This window comes from Synechococcus sp. CBW1006, from assembly GCF_015840525.1.
Taxonomy (GTDB): Bacteria; Cyanobacteriota; Cyanobacteriia; order PCC-6307; family Cyanobiaceae; genus CBW1002.
The window spans coordinates 261866-280440 of record NZ_CP060396.1 but is presented as its reverse complement, the minus strand read 5'-3'; the positions used below and the strand labels follow the sequence as shown (position 1 = coordinate 280440).

The window sequence follows — 18575 nt, the reverse complement described above, 5'->3', positions numbered from 1 at the left end:
CGCTAGCTCAGCGGCGCTGACTCAGCTTGTCAAGCTGGGGATGGCCGGCATCAACCGCAGACCAGGGTGCCCTGTTCCTTGGTGCAGGGCAGGTCACTGCTGCTGCCATCAGCCCAGTAGATGCGGAGGCGATCGTCGTCGCTGCCGCTGCGAAGGGTGAGCGACTTCACGGGGCCGGCGGGGGGCTTGCCGTCCCGATCGGCCGGATCGCGGGGCGTTGTGGCATTGAGCTTCTGCTCCAGCTGCTGCACTTTCAGCTCCAATTGATTGAGACGCTGCTGCTGGCCTGCATCCACCTTGATCGGTTGCGCCACCTTCGGCTGGCAGGCCGCCAGCAGCCACGCCGAGCTGAGCAGCACCAGGGCACCTCCGTTGCGGAGAAAGGGAAAGCGTTGCGGCGTGATGGTCATGCCCTGGTGATGGAGCGAGACCCGAACTCCTAGCAGTGCGCCACCGCGTTGACCACGCGCCGGAGCCTGGGGCCGTTGCTGGAGCCCAGGCGTGGAGCCCAGCGCAGCCCAGGGGCAGAGGGAGGGGAAGCCGCCCATCCCAGAAACTTCATGAACCCCCTTTACAGAACCGCAACATTCCTTTACGGTCATGAACAGGCGGATCGCCTCTGTGGAGGGTTTCCCCTCAACGGAAATCCGTCCATACCTCTTCCGGAGCCTGCGGGCCCTGGATTACCAACCCCTGTTCTCATGACCACCACTCTCCAGCAGCGCCAAGGCGCTTCTGCGTGGAATCAGTTCTGCGAGTGGGTCACCTCCACCAACAACCGCCTCTATGTGGGCTGGTTCGGTGTGCTGATGATCCCGACGCTGCTGAGCGCCACCATCTGTTTCATCGTTGCCTTCATCGCCGCTCCCCCCGTCGACATCGACGGCATCCGTGAGCCCGTTGCCGGCAGCCTGATCTACGGCAACAACATCATCTCCGGTGCTGTCGTTCCCTCCAGCAACGCCATCGGCCTGCACTTCTACCCCATCTGGGAAGCCGCCAGCCTCGACGAGTGGCTGTACAACGGCGGTCCTTACCAGCTGGTGGTGTTCCACTTCCTGATCGGCGTCTTCGCCTACATGGGCCGCGAGTGGGAACTCTCCTACCGCCTCGGCATGCGCCCCTGGATCTGCGTCGCCTACAGCGCCCCCGTGGCCGCTGCCAGCGCCGTGTTCCTGATCTACCCCTTCGGTCAGGGTTCCTTCTCTGACGGCATGCCCCTCGGCATCTCGGGCACCTTCAACTACATGCTGGTGTTCCAGGCTGAGCACAACATCCTGATGCACCCCTTCCACATGCTGGGTGTGGCCGGTGTGTTCGGCGGCAGCCTGTTCTCCGCCATGCACGGCTCCCTGGTGACCTCGTCGCTGGTGCGTGAAACCACCGAGAGCGAGAGCCAGAACTACGGCTACAAGTTCGGCCAGGAAGAAGAGACCTACAACATCGTGGCTGCACACGGTTACTTCGGTCGCCTGATCTTCCAATACGCCTCCTTCAACAACAGCCGCAGCCTCCACTTCTTCCTGGCTGCCTGGCCTGTGGTGGGCATCTGGTTCACTGCCCTGGGCGTGAGCACGATGGCCTTCAACCTGAACGGTTTCAACTTCAACCAGTCGATCCTCGACGGCCAGGGCCGCGTGGTGAACACCTGGGCCGATGTGCTGAACCGCGCTGGTCTGGGCATGGAAGTGATGCACGAGCGCAACGCTCACAACTTCCCCCTCGATCTGGCCGCCGCCGAAGCCACCCCCGTGGCTCTGATGGCTCCTTCGATCGGCTGAGGCTAAGCCCTAATCCAACAGGCAATCAGCACGTCGATTTCGGAATACCGACTTCGAAAATTAATTGCTGGTCAAGCCCTTCTCCTCAGGAGAAGGGCTTTTTTTAATTCCTGTGAATCGATCCTCTGAATTCTGGATCACGAGCTCAACAGACCGAACGTACGGATCCGTGTCAATGGGGTTGCTTGCTCTGCCAACGGTTGAGCTGAGCCAGGGCTTCGTAAGCCCTCTGCTTTCGCAGCCAGACATCCAATGATCCGCCATGATCCGGATGCCAGGCCATGCTGCGACGACGCCACTGCTGTCGAATCTCGCTCCAGGAGGTGCTCGGATTCAGGTCGAGCTCGAGGCAACAGCGCGTTCGAAAGGTTGACAGCTGATCAAGGGTCAGGGCGATTCGCTTGCCATCCAGATCAAAGACTTCGCCAACCCTGATCCTTGCTCGTCTGGCTCTGGCTCGGTTGGCTTGCTGCGCTGTTGCGGCGGCACGGGCATAGGCTTCAGCATCACGACGGAGTCGCTCTGCTCGGATCTTGACCCTTGCCGCTTCGGTCCAGTGGTCCAGGATCCACCAGGTCATGATCCAGGCGCTATAGGACAGGATCAGTCCGATCAGAACTGCCGCCAGGCCCAGGAAGAGAAGCAAAACCAGCGACATGGACGACAAGATTTATGGAGTCGTCAATACTCTTTTGCCGTCAGGAAAAAAGAAAGTCTTCTCAGCCAAGAACGTTGCCGCCAGGTATGCTGGTGCGCGATAAAGTGGGTTCAGTGCTTAGAGTGAAGAGATATTCTTGATCGCCTTTTTGGCTAACTTCTCGAAGCGACGACGACATTTCTCTGAGCAGAAACGATTGCTGCTGTCGGAGCAGACATACTCTGTCCCGCAGTTGGCGCAGGATGCCTTTATCCATTGACTCGGATGGAATTTATCGCGTATATCTGCAAGCAAGGAAGAGAGAAGCCGAAGGTTAAAGAGCTCATCATGGTCTGTGCAGACGCCTATCTCGCCGAGGATAGTTGCTTCGTATCGCCCCACAAGCTCCTCAAGAATTTTGGCTTCTGTAGGAGTCAGCTCAATGTGTCTGCAGGGATTGGATGACACTTCTGATCTTCTTGGGCAGATCCTGGAGCCGTAAATTAGCATGGCTGTCATCATGCTGCCCGGTGTATCCATGAGCGCGCTGGTCCAGCGGCAGCTCACTGTCAATCTCTGGGGGCATCTCAGTGGTGGCTTCGGGCTTGGGGAAGGGGCGCGCTGTACGATGCGCAGCCTCCAGGCAGCGGGTGTGCGGGTTCAAGTGCATGATTTGCCCTTGGCCACCCATGTGAATGATCAGCCAACTCGGCCAGCTGCTCAAATCCTCCCGGCAGCGGTGGATCTGATTCATACCAATCCCAATGTTCTCCGCCAAACGGACGGTCTGGCGGAGCGTCTGCAGCTCAAGGCTCCATTGCGCATTGGCTTCTGGGCATGGGAGCTCGAAGACTTTCCCAGTGGCTGGGAGTCTGGATTCATCGGTCTGGATCAGCTCTGGTGTCCTTCCAGCTTTTCGGCCACGAGTCTTGGGCTGCGCAGTCCGATCCCTGTGACGCCGTTGCCTCATCTGATTGATTGGGAGCGTGCCGATGCCATCCACAGGCAACGCCAGGTCTTGAAGCGCCAGAGATCGACTGCGGATTTTGTCTGTGTCTATCTGTTTGATTTATGGAGCACGGTTGGGCGTAAAAATCCCTATGGCGTGATTGACGCTTTTCAGCAGGCTTTCCCTTTCAGTCAGGCTGCTGGCCATAGGTTGCCTGATGCGCGGCTTGTGCTCAAAGTAGGCAGTGGCTCGCAGTTCCCTCAAGAGCTTGCATCATTACGGCAGCGAATATCACATGATTCCCGAATTCAATTGATTGATGCGCATCTAACCCGTGAACAGCTGGATCAAATTCTGATCAACAGTGATGTGATGATCCATCTCCACCGTGCCGAAGGCTTTGGTTTGGCAATGGCAGAAGCGATGGCGGCGGGCATTGCCGTTGTGGCAACGGGATATTCGGGAAACCTTGACTTCATGCCGCCCGGTAGTTCGGCCTTGGTTGATGCTGACCTTGTGCCTATTCTTTGCTCAGAGGGTGATTATCGTTGTGGCTCATTCTGGGGAGAGCCGAACATTGACCAAGCAGCTACTTATCTTCGTGCGCTATCGACAGACCCTGATGTCCGGTTCAGGCTGAGTCAATCGGGTCGTCAAGCCGTTCAGCGTCTGCTTGCTCCTGAGCGTTTGGGAAAAATTGTGAAACAACGTCTAGGTTGCTTGCTGGCACAGGCAGGGCGTGCCGAACTGATCAGGAACCTGCCACTGGAGAACCCGTTTCGGGTCTTGGAGGGACAAATTGATGAGCGATTTAGATTGCGTTAGCCAAACGAGAAGTTACTCTCAAATGAGGACGAGCTGGATACGTTGAAGCGAGATAGACTTGCAATCTGAGAGAATCTTGTGAGTCCTGAGTTACGGTTTAGATTGATCATTGAGGCACTGCTCGATTGCAATGGCGAATAATCAATCGCTAATTGACTAAAATCTGAACCATAGGAATCTGCGCCCATCAGCAATGTCTCCAAGGGGGCAATTGGCAGTAGCGTCGCATCGCCAATGCCGCTGGAGTCCGAAGCGGTTAGGATTGTTGAGCCAAACCTTATCCTGTCACTAAGGCCGTACGTACCATTAATGCCCATATTGAATTGAATGTCGGGGAGCTCGAAGATATTGACCGGGCTAGTGTCAAACCCACTGCCAACAATAAACGTGTCTTTGCCGGCTCCACCAAGTACCTCGGAGGAGGGAGTGTCATCTGCTTCCGTCCAGGGAGTCCAACGCAGATAGATCAGGTCTTCGCCTTCGCCTGCGTCAATGTATTGGCCGGGCTTTGAGGAGACCGCGAACTGGTCCGATTGATTGGTGCCGATGACGGCTTCGATATTGGTGAGTGCGCCAGGGGTTGCGTTGCCAATCCCACTTGCAATGCCGGCATCAAGGTCAACGACCACTGATTGACTGCGATTGCTGAAGTCAAGCAGGTCAAAACCATAGCCACCGTCAAGAGATCCATCCAGGCTTCCGGTTGACGACATGACAACGCTGTCATCACCGTTGCCGAGCTTGATCGACTCAATGTTGGTAAGCGTTACTCCAGCAACAACAGCGGCATTGTTACCATTAACCAGCAGCTCAACCCCAGAAGGCGTGTCGATCGTGGCCTGATCAAGCCCGGCTTGGCCATCGATCTCGGCAATGATCGGCAGACTGGAGAGTGTGATGTTGTCCGATTGATTGCCTCCCCGCAGCCTGACTGCACCTTGGCTGTCCAGAGTCAAGGAATTCTCGGCATTGGCAAGATCAATCAGGCTGGTTCCTGCCCCACTCCTGATGGTCGAATCCAGCATGGATCCGCCCGTGACCAACTGATTGAAACCATTGCCAAGGTCAATCAAGGAATCAACAACTGCACCATCGAGAATGGCGGTATCGTTTCCGTCGCCAAGCAGAATCTGGGAATCCAACAGGGCTATGGACTGGAGCTGGCCTCCAATCGCAAGCTTGGATTGATCGCCTTCGGAAACCGAACCATCCAGATGAACATGGGAGGAGACAAAGAGATTGTCGTTTCCTCCAGCGGTGTCAAGAAGACTATTGGAAAGCCCGATTGCACGTGCATTGAGATTGAAGACTCCTTGAGGAGCATCAGCCGAATTGAGGAAGCTGGATGGGGAGAGGAATCCCGAATGCTCCAGGACAATCTCGGTGGAATCTGCATTCCCAATTGTGCTGATGATCTCTACAGTGTCGCCCCAGTCTCCAAGTCTGATTGTGCTGTCCGCCACGGCCTGCGTCAGCAGGTCAAAATTCAGGCTTGTTGTGTGAAGATCGGTCAGTCCAAAAAATTCGAAGCCAGTGGTGGCCTGGGCTCCAACAATCGTGGGCTGCAGGTTGCTGACCAGTTCGCTGGCCTGCATGGCGATGGTCTGGATTGATGCGGTGGCGCTGCTGCCGCCTGTGCCCTCCATGACCAGGTTGAAGAGATCGCTCGCCTGGATCAAGAAGACGTCAGTATCGGCGCCGCCGGTCAGATTGCTGTTCAGAGCAGCGATGTTGGAAGACAGAATCTCCAACTGAACAGGGGTAAACGTGCTCTTCGCAACTGGATTGACCTGTTGGCTGGATACAACCACAAGCTGATCAATATCTGATCCCCGCAGGTCGAGCGTAACGCCGTCAAGAGCGGCCTGATTGATCTGTGAGGTTGACGACGCCCCGTCAAACACAGAGGAGGCAACGGCGTCGGTCCCGGTATTGACCTGAACCAGTAAAACCTTGGGTGGAGGGAGGACTTCTGCGGGAGATTCGAGACCTACATTGATTGGGCGGGATGAATTGAAATCTGAGTTGCCGAATGAGCGATCATTGATCAGGGTCGTTGATGCACTCAGTTCATTGGGTTGAAAATAATTGGGATCCAATCCGCGCGACGTAGGCGCTTGGCCAAAAAGCGGACTGCTTGGCTGGTTAGGCTTGAGCGGATTGGTCGCCGTCGAATCGCTGGAGCGGTTGCGAGAAGAATTACCCAGCAGAAAGTCGTTGAGGGTGTCTAATCCACTGGCGCTGAGGGAGACAGCACCACCACTGCCACCGCCACCTGAGCTGCCACCGATCCGTCCGGACGTGGTTGCACCGAATTCACCAATGGCAGGCAGGCCATCTTCGGTTGAAGACTGAAGATTGGCTTGAGTCAGGGGAGACGGGAAAAAGTTTGCACCGGCAAAGCCTCCCTGAACGCTGATCCCACTCCCCAGATTCAGTGGGGATAAATTGAGCAAATCTGGATTCTGATTTGCAGAATCTCCTGCTGTTTTGAGTTGGTCTGCGGGGGCAACGACGGGCCCGCTAGCTTTCCCGATGGCAATGGGCTCAAATTCACCAGTTCGGAGCCACTCATCACTTGAACCGATATCAATCTGTGCCAGCGGAATCTGCGTGTCCTTGAGGGTGTAGACGAGAAACAGCCCCAGGGCGGACCCGGTTAAGATTCCTTCAAGAGATACTCTGCGGCCATCGCGCTTCAGGGAGAGAGCGTCCTGGAATTCGCTGATGCTGGAGTCCATCGAATTCTTGCGTGCTTCAGGATGGGTTGACCCGTCCGACCAAGTTAACCCCAAACTCCGAGGTCGACCACGATATTTCAGGATGTGTCGGCTTGGCTTCTGGCTCGGGGGGCCATGGGCTAGGAGCTTCCCCAGGGCTGGCCCTGGGGGCCGACCATGCGATCCCCGAGCCACCAGCCTGGAGGGCAGAACTCCCGGGGGCGGCCATCGGCACTGTTTCGCGCCGAGGCGGCAGGCCACCAGGGACTGGTGGCATGGAGGCGAGCTTTCCAGCGCCGCCGCACGCGTTCGAGGGCGGCGGCAGCCGTTGTGCTGCCCTGGGCGTCACGGCTCTGGCTCTCGCGGTGGAGGAGGACAGCCTCTGGAGTCACCACATGGCGGTAGCCAACCGCACCGAGGCGCAGACAGAAGTCCACATCGTTGAATTCCACGGGAAGCCGTTCGTCGAAGCCGCCGTGGCGGAGAAACAGCTCGCGTCGCACCATCAGGCAGGCTCCGGTCACCGCGCCCCAGTTCGTGAGAAAGCGGCTGCGGCCTCGATGGACGGGATGCTCCACCCCAAGACCGCGGTAGGCATGGTCGGCGCCGCCTGCCATCCCCACCACAATGCCCGCATGCTGGAGGCTGCCATCGGGATAGGTGAGCACCGCACCCACACAGCCGATGGCGGGGCGCAGGGCCTGGCCGGCCATGGCCTCGAGCCAGCCGGGTCGGATCGCTTCCACATCGTTGTTCATGAAGAGCAACAGGTCGGCCTGGCTGGGGCGGGCGGCGCGGTTATTGAGGCGACTCCAGTTGAACGGGCCTGGATCGGCCATCACCCGCAAGCCTGGGCCCAGTCGGGCTGTCCAGTCGGCAAGGAGGGTCTGGGTTGCCGGCTCTTGGGAGCCATTGTCGACAATGGTGACCCTGCAGTGGAGGTGGCTTGTGGTGTCCCAGAGGCGTTGCAGGCATGGCTGCAGCAGCTCCGCGCGGTCCCGGGTTGGAATGATCACCTCGCAGCTCACCCTGGGCGGCAGTGCCCACTGCAATCGAAACCCCGCAGCCCCCATGGGTTCCACGGTCTTGATGGCTTCCTGGCCTGCCTCCAGGTGATCCCGCAGCGCAGCGGCCCGATCCCAGCACTCCGCCGCTGGGATCGGGCCTGGTGGTCCATGGACCAGAACCTGAGCAACGTGGGCGATCACAGGCTTCTGGTGCAGTGCGTTCAGAATCCAGCGAAAGCGCTGCTGCGGATCGCTGGGCGGCAGGGGCAGCTGCCGATCCCGCAGCCAGGGGATGCTCCAGGCGCTGAAGGAATCCAGCCAGGGCGTGCCCCAGAAACTGTCGTCGCACCAGCCGGGTTTGAACCAGGGATCCAGGCGGGAACCATCGTCTGAAAGCCTGTCTTCATCGGCATAGATCAGGTGTGGCGTCGCCTTGCCGTCCTGCTCGGCCAGCCACTGCTCCACCGCCTGCAGGGCCCCTGGCCGCAGGCGGCACTGGTCTCCCAGCAGCAGCAGCCAGCCATCCCTCGGCCATTCCTTCAGGGGTTCCGGTTGCCACCACGGATCCAGCAGGGGGACTGCCGGATCCGGCAGGCGCGGTTCCCGATACTGAATCCAGTACTGATAGGCCGCAGGCCCCAGCCCCCGGGACAGGTCCTCGCCGCCGCAGTGGTACTGCAGCCAGGTCTGGCGGGCCAGATCCTCGATCCACGGTTGCTCAGTGGGCAGGGCATCGGCGGCCCGCTGCAGATGATCGGCCGCCTCTCGCCAGCGTTGCTTCCGCTGCAGGAGCTCGGCTGCGGCAAACCAGTTCCAGCCCAGGGCTGGATCACAGCGACAACTGCATCGCTGGTGGTGCAGCGCCTCCTCCGGCCTGCCCATCGCCAGCAGGGTCTTGCCCAGCAGGTGGTGGGCGGCGCCGTGATCGGGCTCGAGTTGCAGGCAACGCTGCAGCAGGGTCTCGGCGTCGTTCAGATCCCCCCTCTCCAGGGCCAGCCTGGCGTTCTCCAGCAGGGAATCGAGCATCACGGGCATGGGTCACAGCCGTGGAGCAGCATCCTGATCCGCTGGTGCAGGGCCTGTTCCTGGGGGTGCGGCGGCTCCTGTAAGGACGGCCCGGCGGCGGCTTGATTGAGCAAGGCCAGGGCTGCATCGAGATTCAGTTGGGCCAGTGCTTCGCCATAGGCCAGGCGACGGATGGCGGACTCTGCACATCCTTGAGCACATAACCATGCGGCCAGGTCCGCCCGGCCGAGGGTCAAGGTGGTGGCGATGGCTCCCCTCTGCCAGGCCGTGGGCTCCTGCCAGGGGAGCGGCCGCGTCATCGAAGCGGCGAACGCCTCGAGCCTGAGGAACACGGATTCACCACCCTTGGCGGCGAGAACATGGAGCAGATTGCGCACGGTGAGGTCGCTGTCGCTTCCCCAGGCGAGGGCTTGTTCATAGGCCGCCGCCGCATCGGTCCATCGCTGCTGGGCGCGCAGTGCATCGCCAAGTTTGTGCGGGGTCCAGAACTGAGAGCCGCCAGCGTCGATGGCCCGTCGCAGCACCTGCTCTGCGGCGGCGGCGGCTCCCTGCATCAACAAGGCATAACCAAGCAGGTCGAGAAACTCAGGGGATTCGGGTGCCTGCAACAGAATCCGGCGCAGGGATCCTTCCGCACAGGCCCACTTGCCGTCGTTCAACGCCTGCTGTGCAAAAACCAGCCAGGCCTGGGTGCTCAACGGATGGTGTTGGGCGCATCCATGAACGACTTGAAGCGGTCGCTGATCAGGGAGATCGCCGGTCGGGTGCCCATCTGGATCAGGCCGGTGACGGCCATGCCAGGTCTGAGATTGTAGGTTTTACCGTCTTTGGTGAGGCTGTCTCCATCGAGTTTGGCCACGGCGATGAAGTGCTCCATCGGAACCTCCTGGGTGGCTTCTTTGGAGTCAGCGCCGATGCTGGCCAGTTTGCCCTCAAGGGCACCGTATTCGGTGAATGGAAAGGAATTCACCCGCACATCCACCGGCATTCCCACATCGAGGTGGCCGATGTCGAGGTTGGAAATCTTCAGTTCGGCTTCCAGGGATCCCTGCGGAACGATTTTCATCAGAGGCTTGTCTCCCCGTGGCACCTCACCGGGCTTGACGGAAATATCGAAGACTTTGCCAGACACAGGCGCCAGTAACTTGCCGAGGCGGAGTCGCTCTTCCGTATCGATCAGGCGGTTCGTGACATCGCTGAGCTGTTGCTGGGCGTTGTCGTACTCGGCATAGAGTTTCTTGAGGTTGGCGACAGGTACCTGCTCTTCCTGAACGGTGCTCTGGACCAGGCGCTGACGATCAGCTTCGATTTCCTTTTCTGTTCGTTTGATCGTGCTGAGCAGCTCGATCTGCCGTTCTTCCTGGCGATCCAGTTCAAGCTTGGCCATGGCCCCCTGGGCAATCAGCCCTCTCATGCGGTCGGCAATGCCTTCGTTGATCGCGTATTTCTGACGCAGGGCAGCGAGGTTGTCTTCCTGTTGACGAATCGTGATACGGGAGCGCTCCCGTTCTGCTGTGGCTCCTCGGCTGCGGAGATTCACCTCATAGGTGTTGATGTCCAGCTCCCGTTGGGCTTCGGCACTGATCTGAGGATCGACAGGAATGCCCAGCTGAACGGCCAGCAAGACTTTTTCCTTGGTCCAGATCTTCTTCTGGCTGATCAGTTGATTGCGTTGCTGCTTCAGCGACCCCTGATCGAAAATCAGCAGGGGATCACCCTCTTTCACCACATCGCCGCCTTTGACGAGCACCTGTTCGACCACCGTGCTGACCGGGGAGCTCACCGCCGTCACCCCGCCCACGGGCCGCAAGGTGCCCGTGGCGTTCACGGTGCGGTCGATCCGGCCGAACATGCCGTAGAGAACGCCGACGCCGGTCACACCGATCAGACTCCAGACAATCGCCCGGCTCCAGCCGCGCGTGCTGCGGGGCAGGGTGGTGCGTCGCTGGCGATGCCGGCGGACATAGGGAGCATCACGCGAAGGGGCGACAACGGCGCTGGAGTCAGGCTGGTTGGTGAGGAGGCTGTCTGCGGTGGACCGCAGCCCTGGAATCACCACCTCGCCATCGCTCTGGTTGGCAAAAACGGTTCCGCTGGGGGCGTGAGCCCCTACCGGTTGGACCTGACTGGCGGAGGATGCGCCGGATTTGGAGGAGGAGGCCATCGCCTGAGCAGGGAAGGAGTGGATGTCTGGGTGAGAGGTTCAGCAGTGGTGGACGTCAGGCCCTAGAAGCACCGAGGGCGTAGGTCCCTTGGGCTGGATCAACGGGACGATAGGACGAAGACGAGGAGGAAGAGGAGCTGCCCCGGGCCCCTTGTTGCATGAAGAGAGCATAGTAAGGACCACGATTGGCCATCAACTGCTCATGTCTGCCAACTTCAAGGATGGAACCGTTGCCCATGCAGACAATCATGTCGGCATTGACAATGGATGTGAGGCGGTGCGTGATGAACAGCACGGTACAGTGACGTAAAGACTGCATCAGGTTTTCGCAGACAACGCGTTCGGTCTGATAGTCGAGCGCTGAGGTTGCTTCGTCCATGATCAGCATCTTCGGCTTCTGCAGGATGGTGCGGGCAATCGCGATGCGCTGACGCTGACCTCCCGAGAGGCTGCTGCCCCGTTCTCCCACCTGGTTGGAATAGCCCGCTGGTAGCGCCATGATGAAGTCATGGGCCGCCGCCACGGTGGCAGCCTGGATGATTTCTTCGCTGGAGGCTTCGGGATTGGTCAGGGTGATGTTCTCTTCGAGGGTGCCATCAAAGAGAACCGTGTCCTGGGGAACGATGCCGAGCTGGCGACGGAGGGAATAGAGCTCAACTTTGTTGATGTCAACGCCATCGATCAGAACGGAGCCTTTCTCTGGTGAATACAGGCGTGCCAGAAGCTTGGTCAGGGTGCTCTTACCGGAACCGCTGGTGCCCACGATCGCCACGAAGGCACCTTTGGGGATGGAGAGATTGACGCCATTCAGCATCAGCGGAGCCGAATTCTGGTAACGGAACTCGACATTCTGGAAATCGACCCGTCCTTCGATTGATGGCATCACGATGCGGCTGGCGTTGTCTTCCGGGGCCTCCTGGGGCGTGTCGATGATGTCGCTCAGACGTTCGAGCGAGAGGGCGGTTTCCTGAACGCTCTGCCATACGGAGGTCATGCGCAGCAGCGGCTGGGTGACGTAGCCGGAGATGATGCGGAAGGCGATCAGTTCCCCCAGGGTGAGATCGCCTTTCAGCACCAGTGCCGCCCCTCCCCAGATCACCAGCAGGCTGGAGAGCTTGTTGAGAAAGGCGCTGAAGGTGCCGGCCGTTGTGCTGAGCAGGGTGTTGTCGAAGCCTTCCGCCACGAAATCGGTATACAGATCCTGCCACTTCCAGCGGCTGCGCAGCTCGATGTTCTGGGCTTTCACCGTCATCATGCTGCCCAGCACTTCCACCAGGTGGCTCTGGGTGCGGGCATTGGCCACGGCGCGGCTCTGCAGCTGGCTGCGCACCATCGGCGAGACCGCCAGGGTGAGCACGACCAGAACGGGAATCACAGACAGGGTGAGCAGGGTGAGCTGCCAGCTGTAGATGAGCATCACCACCACATAGAGAAGCGCGAAGATCGCATCGAGGATGGTCGTGAGCGCTGTGCCCGTCAGAAAGCCCCGCACCTTTTCCAGTTCACCGATCCGGTTGCTGATCTCCCCCACCGGTCGGCGGTCGAAATATTTGAGGGGCAGGCGCAGCAGGTGATCAATGATCCGGGTGCCAAGGGCCAGGTCGATGCGATTGGTGGTGTCGATGAAGAGGAAGGTGCGTAAACAGAGCAGCAACCCTTCGAAAATCGCGAAGACCACCAGCAGAGATCCCAGCAAGCCGAGGGCGGAGGAACTGTTATTGATGATCACCTTGTCGATGATCTGCTGAATCAGCAGCGGGTTGACCAGGCCGAACAGTTGCACAAAGAAGCTGGCCAGCAACACCTCAATCAGCACGGCGCGATGCTGGCGCAGGGCCGGCAGGAACCAGCGGAAGCCGAACTTGCGCTTGGGGGTGAATTCATTCACCGCCAGGGTGATCACTTCCCCCTCCGATCCCCACTGCTCCTTGAAGTCGTCGAGGCTGATCTCGACGTTGCCGCTGGCCGGGATGCCCAGCACGATCTGCTTGGCGCGGATGCGATAGATCACCGCCAGCCCATTGCCCCAGCGCACCATCAGGGGGCAGGTGAGGCGGGCCAGGGAATCCGCCTTGATTTCGAGCAGCTGGGTCTGCAGGCCGATCGATTCGGCAACGGCACCGGTCAGGGCGAGCGACGCTTCACCATGGCGTTTGACCTGATCGCTGAACACGCGCTGCATCAGTTCCTTGCGGAAGGGAAGGCCGAGGAAGTCGCTGAGCATGCGGAAGGCCGCAATCGGCGATTCGAGCGGGCCGACGCCGCGATACCAGGGGAAAGCCTCAGGTGGCTGACGCTCCACATCCAGGGGCTCCTCGGCCTCGAATTCCTCGAGAAAGTCAGCCTCTGGAATCGTGGACGCATCCTGAATGCGCAGGTGCTCCTGCCAGCGGCTCAGCGAGAGGGCGGCGCCATCCTGGGCGGAGGTTGCCGATCCCGAATCCGCGTTGGCCTCCGGTTTCGGTTCCAGGATGGCCTCGAGGGCGGCCTGATCGATGCCTACCGCGCGGACCACACGGGGGCGAGCTGCGGCCGCCGCCGCTTCGGTGGCTGTGCTCCCTGCGGAGGCACTGTCTCCAGAGGCACTGTCTCCAGAGGAACTGTCTCCAGAGGAACTGTCTGCAGAGGCAGGACCTGGAACTGGGGCCTCGACAGCGGCTGGATCGGCGGCAGGCGGGGGATCGGCGATCGGCAGCACCGTGGCCAGAGGCAATGCGCCGCCGGTCACCAGCCAGAGGCGATCCTGGGGCAATTGCTGCACCACGGGATCCTGCGGATCGAGGTAGCGCACATAGCAGGTGGGCGCCAGTTGCAGCGCAGCTGCAACCACCTCCTGTTCCAGGGCGCGTGGATAATCGCGCAGATAGGCATCCAGAACGGCGAACAGCTCAGCCGGGCTGAGGACCCGGTTGATCCGGTCTCCCAGGGGGGCATGGGCCTGCATCACCTGGCGCAGCAGGGCGTGGGGGAGGGCCAGCACCACTGTTTCGGTGGAGGCGATCAGCGTTTCCCAGCCACCGGGACGGCCACTGGTGAGACCACTGAGGCAGAGCACGCTGCCCACGCCCAGGCGTTCGAGGGTGGCCACCCGTTTCGGCAGCCGTGGTGACTGCACCACCGAGCGCACCTGTCCTTCCAACACCACATAGATGTGGTCGCTGACGCAATCAGGCCTCGAGAGCGGCTGGCCCAACTGGAAGCGCAGCACCCGGGCCGCCGAGGCGAGCTGCTGCAGTATCGGCTCCGGCAGGCCGGCGAACAGGATCAGCCGTGCCAGTAACTCCTGCATCGAGATGGTCTCGGACATGGCTCAGCCCTCGGAAGCGGTGGTGGTCAGCAGGCGTGGCAGCAGCTCGTCGAGCGTCTGATCGAGCTGGGCATTGAGGTCGCGTTCAAACAGTTCCTGCAGCAGCTGAAACCGGGTCGCCTCATCGAGGCGGGCTGGCTCGCGATGCTCCAGTTGGAGGATGAAGTACCAGCGGTTCAGCGGCAGGGGTGGATGCACATCCCCCACCGCCAGGGTCTGCAGCACCTGGCGGATGCTGGGATGGGGCTTGTCGACGGTCATCGGCCCCACCAGGCCATGGGTGTAGCGCTCTTCACCCAGGGAAAACTGCAGGGCCAGGGCAGCAAAGCTCTCTTCTCCGCCGATCAGGCGGAGATAGATCTCATCGGCCAGGCCGACCGAGGCGACGCGAATCGCCCCGTAGACAATTTTTTCAAGGGATTCACGCCGGGCCAGGAAGTGGCTTTCCACATCCTCGCCGTAGTTGAGTTCCAGCCATTTCTGTAGTTGCAGTTGTTGCCAGCGTTGTTGCAAGGTGGATTGCAGTTTGGCATCCACCCTGTCGAGCCACTGGCCCTCCAGGTTGAAATCGGGTGGAGGCTGGCCGATCCCATCCCAGAGGCGTTGCACCACTGCCGGAGCTTCTTCGGCGCTGAATCCCACGCTCTGCTGCACCCGTTCCAGCAGGTGCTGCTGGCTCCACTGACGCAGCAACCCCTGGTCATGCAGCAGCTGCGGCAAGGGTTTGGTGTGCATCTGCTGCATCCTTTCGCGGAGCAGCGGTTCGAGATCACTGCAGGCCAGTTGCATCGCGTGAGGCTCAGGATGGGTGTCAACAGTGCAGATCAATTTACCCCTTCTGGCCAAGGGTGACTGGAAGACGACGTTCTGCAAAAAAGCCAGAAAAAAGCCAGGCATGAAGCCTGGCTTGCAAGGATCAACGTGCTGGCTGAGATTGAATCAGCCAGCCATCGGTTCTCAGAGCGTCGCCCTCATGGGTTGGGGGTGACACCGGAGATCGCGATGCTGGTACCACCAGCGCTGGCAAAGACGGAACCATTACCGGCGAAGTTGATCACCGTATCACGGATGCCGAACGCGTCGGTGATGGCCGTAGCTTCCGCGGTGCCTTCGGCGTTGTAGGACTGCACGTTGTTGATCACCTGGCTGATGGCGGTCACGTTGCCGGAGCCGAGATTAATGGTTTGAGGAGATTGAGAATTGATGGCGATGCCCGACACATCCGAAATGGCCTTGGCTTCGCCCTGGTCGGCTTGAGCCGTGACCTGGGTGTTGGAGAAGACCTCACCATATAGGTTGCCGCTCTGCTGACCAGGGCTCAGCAAAGCACCAAATCCGAGTTCAATACCAGAGAGACTAAATTCACCTTCGGCAAGAGCGTCTCCGCCAGCTGCTTCAGCAGAAACCAGGAAGGGATCATCCTCAAGACCAAGAGTGCTGGTGCCGAAAATAGAACCGTTTTGGCCAACGACGGCGTAGTTTCCATCGTCGCCAAGATCAAGACCATCGGCGTTGATGTCGGCAAAGGCTGATGCATCGGAACCAGACCCATTGATCAGACCCGTACCTCCATTTTCGGCAATACTGGATCCAACGATGACCGAGCTACCAACAATGTTGCCGTCTTGCTTGATCTTGATACCGCTAGCCTCACCGGTCGCAGCATTGGCGCCTGAAAGCTCAATACCGTCGGAGAGCAGATCGACGAAGGCCACCGCACCGTCAGTGGCACCGGGATCGGTACCTTGTGTGGTAGCAAAGGCATCCGCTTCGATCTGGGATTTACCTTCAACTCTGGTATTGAGAATGGGACCACCAATAGTGTTTGGTAAGGAACCTTTCTCGATGATGATCGTAGAATCGCTGATACCAGCTGAACGGTAGTTGCCGCTGGCATCGAAAATGCCGCCGATTTCAGCGTATGCATCTGACGTTGCAACTCCAGGAACTCCGCTGGGATCCTGGTCAACAACGCCTTGCTCACTAACCGGGAGCACGAGGCCAGCCGTGGCACTCAGGGTGTTGATCGCTTGGCTGACGATTCTGCCATCACCACCGATCCCGATCGCCGATTCTTCAATACCTACGGTTCTGGTGTTGATGCCACTTTCGGCATCCGAAGCCTGTCCGTTTCCGGAGGTGCCGGCAAAGGTGATAAAGGAGGATTGCGCATCGACGGTAATCGGCCCTCGGACACGGTTGCCTGACGGGTCAAGGAAGACGTTGCTGTTGGCATCGCCAGCGACGGTCAATTCGGACCCTCTGATGCCATAGTTGACGGAGTCCTCACCGGATTGGGATTCGGCTATGTCGCTGATCGAGAATGCGTTGGATTGCGCATTCAACTGCGACACCACGGGCATGTCGGTGAGATCGCCACCGATCTGGATTTGAGTATCCAGAATGCCAACGACGACATCATCAATGGCGGAAGCTGCAAACGGATCAACGTTGCCGCTTGGGTCATTGCCGCTGAAGTTGCTGATAGCCGTAGCAGTTTGCGTGCTGTCGGCGAAAATCCTCAGGTTGCCGTCACCGCCAATGCCAATGCCGGGGGTGATGGAGGTGGGATTGCCGCTTGCGTCGACGGACTCAACAATGCCACCTTGCGACAAGCCGATGACATAGCTGTTGTCGGTCCGGGCATAGGCAATCCCGCCGCTCGGATCGAGCGTGTCTGACGCGGCAAACGCGTTGCTGGCGATCGATGCACCTGCAGCAATGCTGCCAGCTCCCTCGATCAGAACGGCAGAACCTGCACCGAAATTCTGGCTGCCAAACCCTCCAGGCCCAAACTCGGAATTCAGTACATTGTTGTTGTCAACAATACCGAAGACTTCGTCAACCTGGGTAACGGCGAAGGCATTTCCCTGGCCCGTTGTGGCGATCGCTTCGGTATTGCCCTTCGATGTACCTTCAACGGTGCCGTCGCCCGCAATCAAAATCTGCAGGCCGGGAGCAGAGTTGCTGCTGGAGTCTACCAGTACGCCGGATTGGGTGATACCACCAAACTGATCGGCGCTGGAAAATGCACTAGCATTGCCAATTCCGGTTCGGGCCGTGGCGCCAAGGAAGATCGGATCTGTACCAGGGCCAGTCCCGGCCCGACCGATCACGGTGTTGGCGCCTCTCCCGAAGTTGAGGACCATCGGTCCAGTGGGATTGGAGCTCGAGTCAATGAAACCGCCACTGGAAATGGCAGAATATTGATCGTTGTAGAACAGATCCAGGCCTGCGATCGCTACCGCATTGCCCCTGCCGCCTGTGAAGTTGTCACTGGCATCGATTTCACCAACCTTGGCTGTTGCCGATGTGGCGCCCGTGAGGTTGGCATTCACCGTGTTGGTGGAGCCGGTGCCACCGCCAACAAAGATGGAGGTGTTAAAGATGCCGTAAGTGTTCCCAGCTACAGCTGTTGCAAGAGAACCGCCGTCGACGTCGCTGAACGCGCCAAGGGGATTGGAGGGAATAAAGGGATTGGGTGGAATTCCCCAATCGCCGAGGTCTTCGCCGGATGCATCAATTCCGTTGTTGGACAACGCCGAAGCGATGACGTCGTTATCCACCGAGACATTGATCTGGCCCTGGCGACCGATCAGGATGTCGCTGTTGCCATAGGCGCCATAGGCGCCGAGGGCTACCGGGCTAATCGGGCTTGCAGCCTGATTGAAACCGTTGGTGTTGATGATGCCGCCGCCGGCATTCGAGAACAACAGGGCATCATTTCCCTGGTCCAGGTTCTGAACGGCGCCAGCGTAGGCATTGCCCGAACTGGCAGCATTGGTCGTTCGAGCCTCCGTGGAGCCAAGCTGGAAGACGCTGATCGAGCCGTTGGTGCCAATCCCGAAGCTGGAGTTCAGGATGCCGATCCCGCCCAGGTTGACTGACTCAGAAGCTACGGAAAAGCCAGGCTTATTCTGCAGAGACGAGGCAATGGTTTGATTGGCATCTAAATCTATTAAATTTCCACTTGAGTCATAAACCAGTTGCCCAGTGAGGTATTGACCTGAGAACGTTCCGACCGATGTGGTTGGGGAATTATCGAGAGAGATAAATAGCGAATCAGCACTGGCGTTGGCGCCGGGATTGAAAAAGGCCATGGGTTTTGTGGAGGCGTTGTGGTCTTTGATGTTGTGCTGAACTGATGATGCCGTGTGGT

At 59.3% G+C, this 18575-nt stretch carries 10 protein-coding genes; 2 read left to right on the top strand and 8 right to left on the bottom strand.

What is annotated here, in order from left to right; translation table 11 throughout:
• Nucleotides 1-50 precede the first annotated feature (50 nt).
• Nucleotides 51-410, bottom strand: a complete 360-nt coding sequence (locus tag H8F26_RS01325) for a hypothetical protein (RefSeq protein ID WP_197156959.1) — start codon at nt 408-410, stop codon at nt 51-53.
• Nucleotides 411-701: 291 nt separating this feature from the next.
• Here H8F26_RS01325 and psbA point away from each other — a divergent pair, with 291 nt between their 5' ends.
• Together psbA and H8F26_RS01315 are read left to right on the top strand one after the other, a co-directional pair.
• Entirely contained in the window at nt 702-1781 is a 1080-nt protein-coding gene (gene psbA, locus H8F26_RS01320) for a photosystem II q(b) protein (protein ID WP_197156957.1), read from the top strand.
• A gap of 1145 nt (nt 1782-2926) precedes the next feature.
• Entirely contained in the window at nt 2927-4192 is a 1266-nt protein-coding gene (locus H8F26_RS01315; protein WP_231605394.1) for a glycosyltransferase family 4 protein, read from the top strand.
• On the opposite strand, the gene H8F26_RS01310 is transcribed toward H8F26_RS01315, so the two are convergent.
• The 7 genes from H8F26_RS01310 to H8F26_RS01280 form a co-directional block, all read right to left on the bottom strand.
• Nucleotides 4189-6933 carry a hypothetical protein gene (locus H8F26_RS01310; RefSeq protein WP_197156955.1) on the bottom strand — a complete coding sequence of 915 codons (2745 nt, stop codon included), beginning with the start codon at nt 6931-6933 and terminating at the stop codon, nt 4189-4191. The genes H8F26_RS01315 and H8F26_RS01310 overlap by 4 nt on opposite strands.
• A 119-nt stretch (nt 6934-7052) precedes the next feature.
• Nucleotides 7053-8954, bottom strand: coding sequence for a glycosyltransferase family 2 protein (locus tag H8F26_RS01305; RefSeq protein WP_197156953.1), 1902 nt, complete (start codon nt 8952-8954; stop codon nt 7053-7055).
• Entirely contained in the window at nt 8945-9643 is a 699-nt protein-coding gene (locus tag H8F26_RS01300; protein WP_197156951.1) for a M48 family metallopeptidase, read from the bottom strand. The genes H8F26_RS01305 and H8F26_RS01300 overlap by 10 nt, the downstream gene beginning before the upstream one ends.
• A complete protein-coding gene (locus H8F26_RS01295) occupies nt 9640-11109 on the bottom strand; it encodes an HlyD family efflux transporter periplasmic adaptor subunit (RefSeq protein WP_197156949.1) in 1470 nt (489 codons plus the stop codon). The genes H8F26_RS01300 and H8F26_RS01295 overlap by 4 nt, the downstream gene beginning before the upstream one ends.
• Nucleotides 11110-11164: 55 nt before the next feature.
• Nucleotides 11165-14416, bottom strand: a complete 3252-nt coding sequence (locus H8F26_RS01290) for an ABC transporter transmembrane domain-containing protein (protein WP_197156947.1) — start codon at nt 14414-14416, stop codon at nt 11165-11167.
• A gap of 3 nt (nt 14417-14419) precedes the next feature.
• Nucleotides 14420-15205 carry a peptidylprolyl isomerase gene (locus H8F26_RS01285; RefSeq protein ID WP_197156945.1) on the bottom strand — a complete coding sequence of 262 codons (786 nt, stop codon included), beginning with the start codon at nt 15203-15205 and terminating at the stop codon, nt 14420-14422.
• A 182-nt stretch (nt 15206-15387) separates the two neighbouring features.
• Nucleotides 15388-18516, bottom strand: a complete 3129-nt coding sequence (locus H8F26_RS01280) for a hypothetical protein (RefSeq protein WP_197156943.1) — start codon at nt 18514-18516, stop codon at nt 15388-15390.
• Nucleotides 18517-18575: the final 59 nt, after the last annotated feature.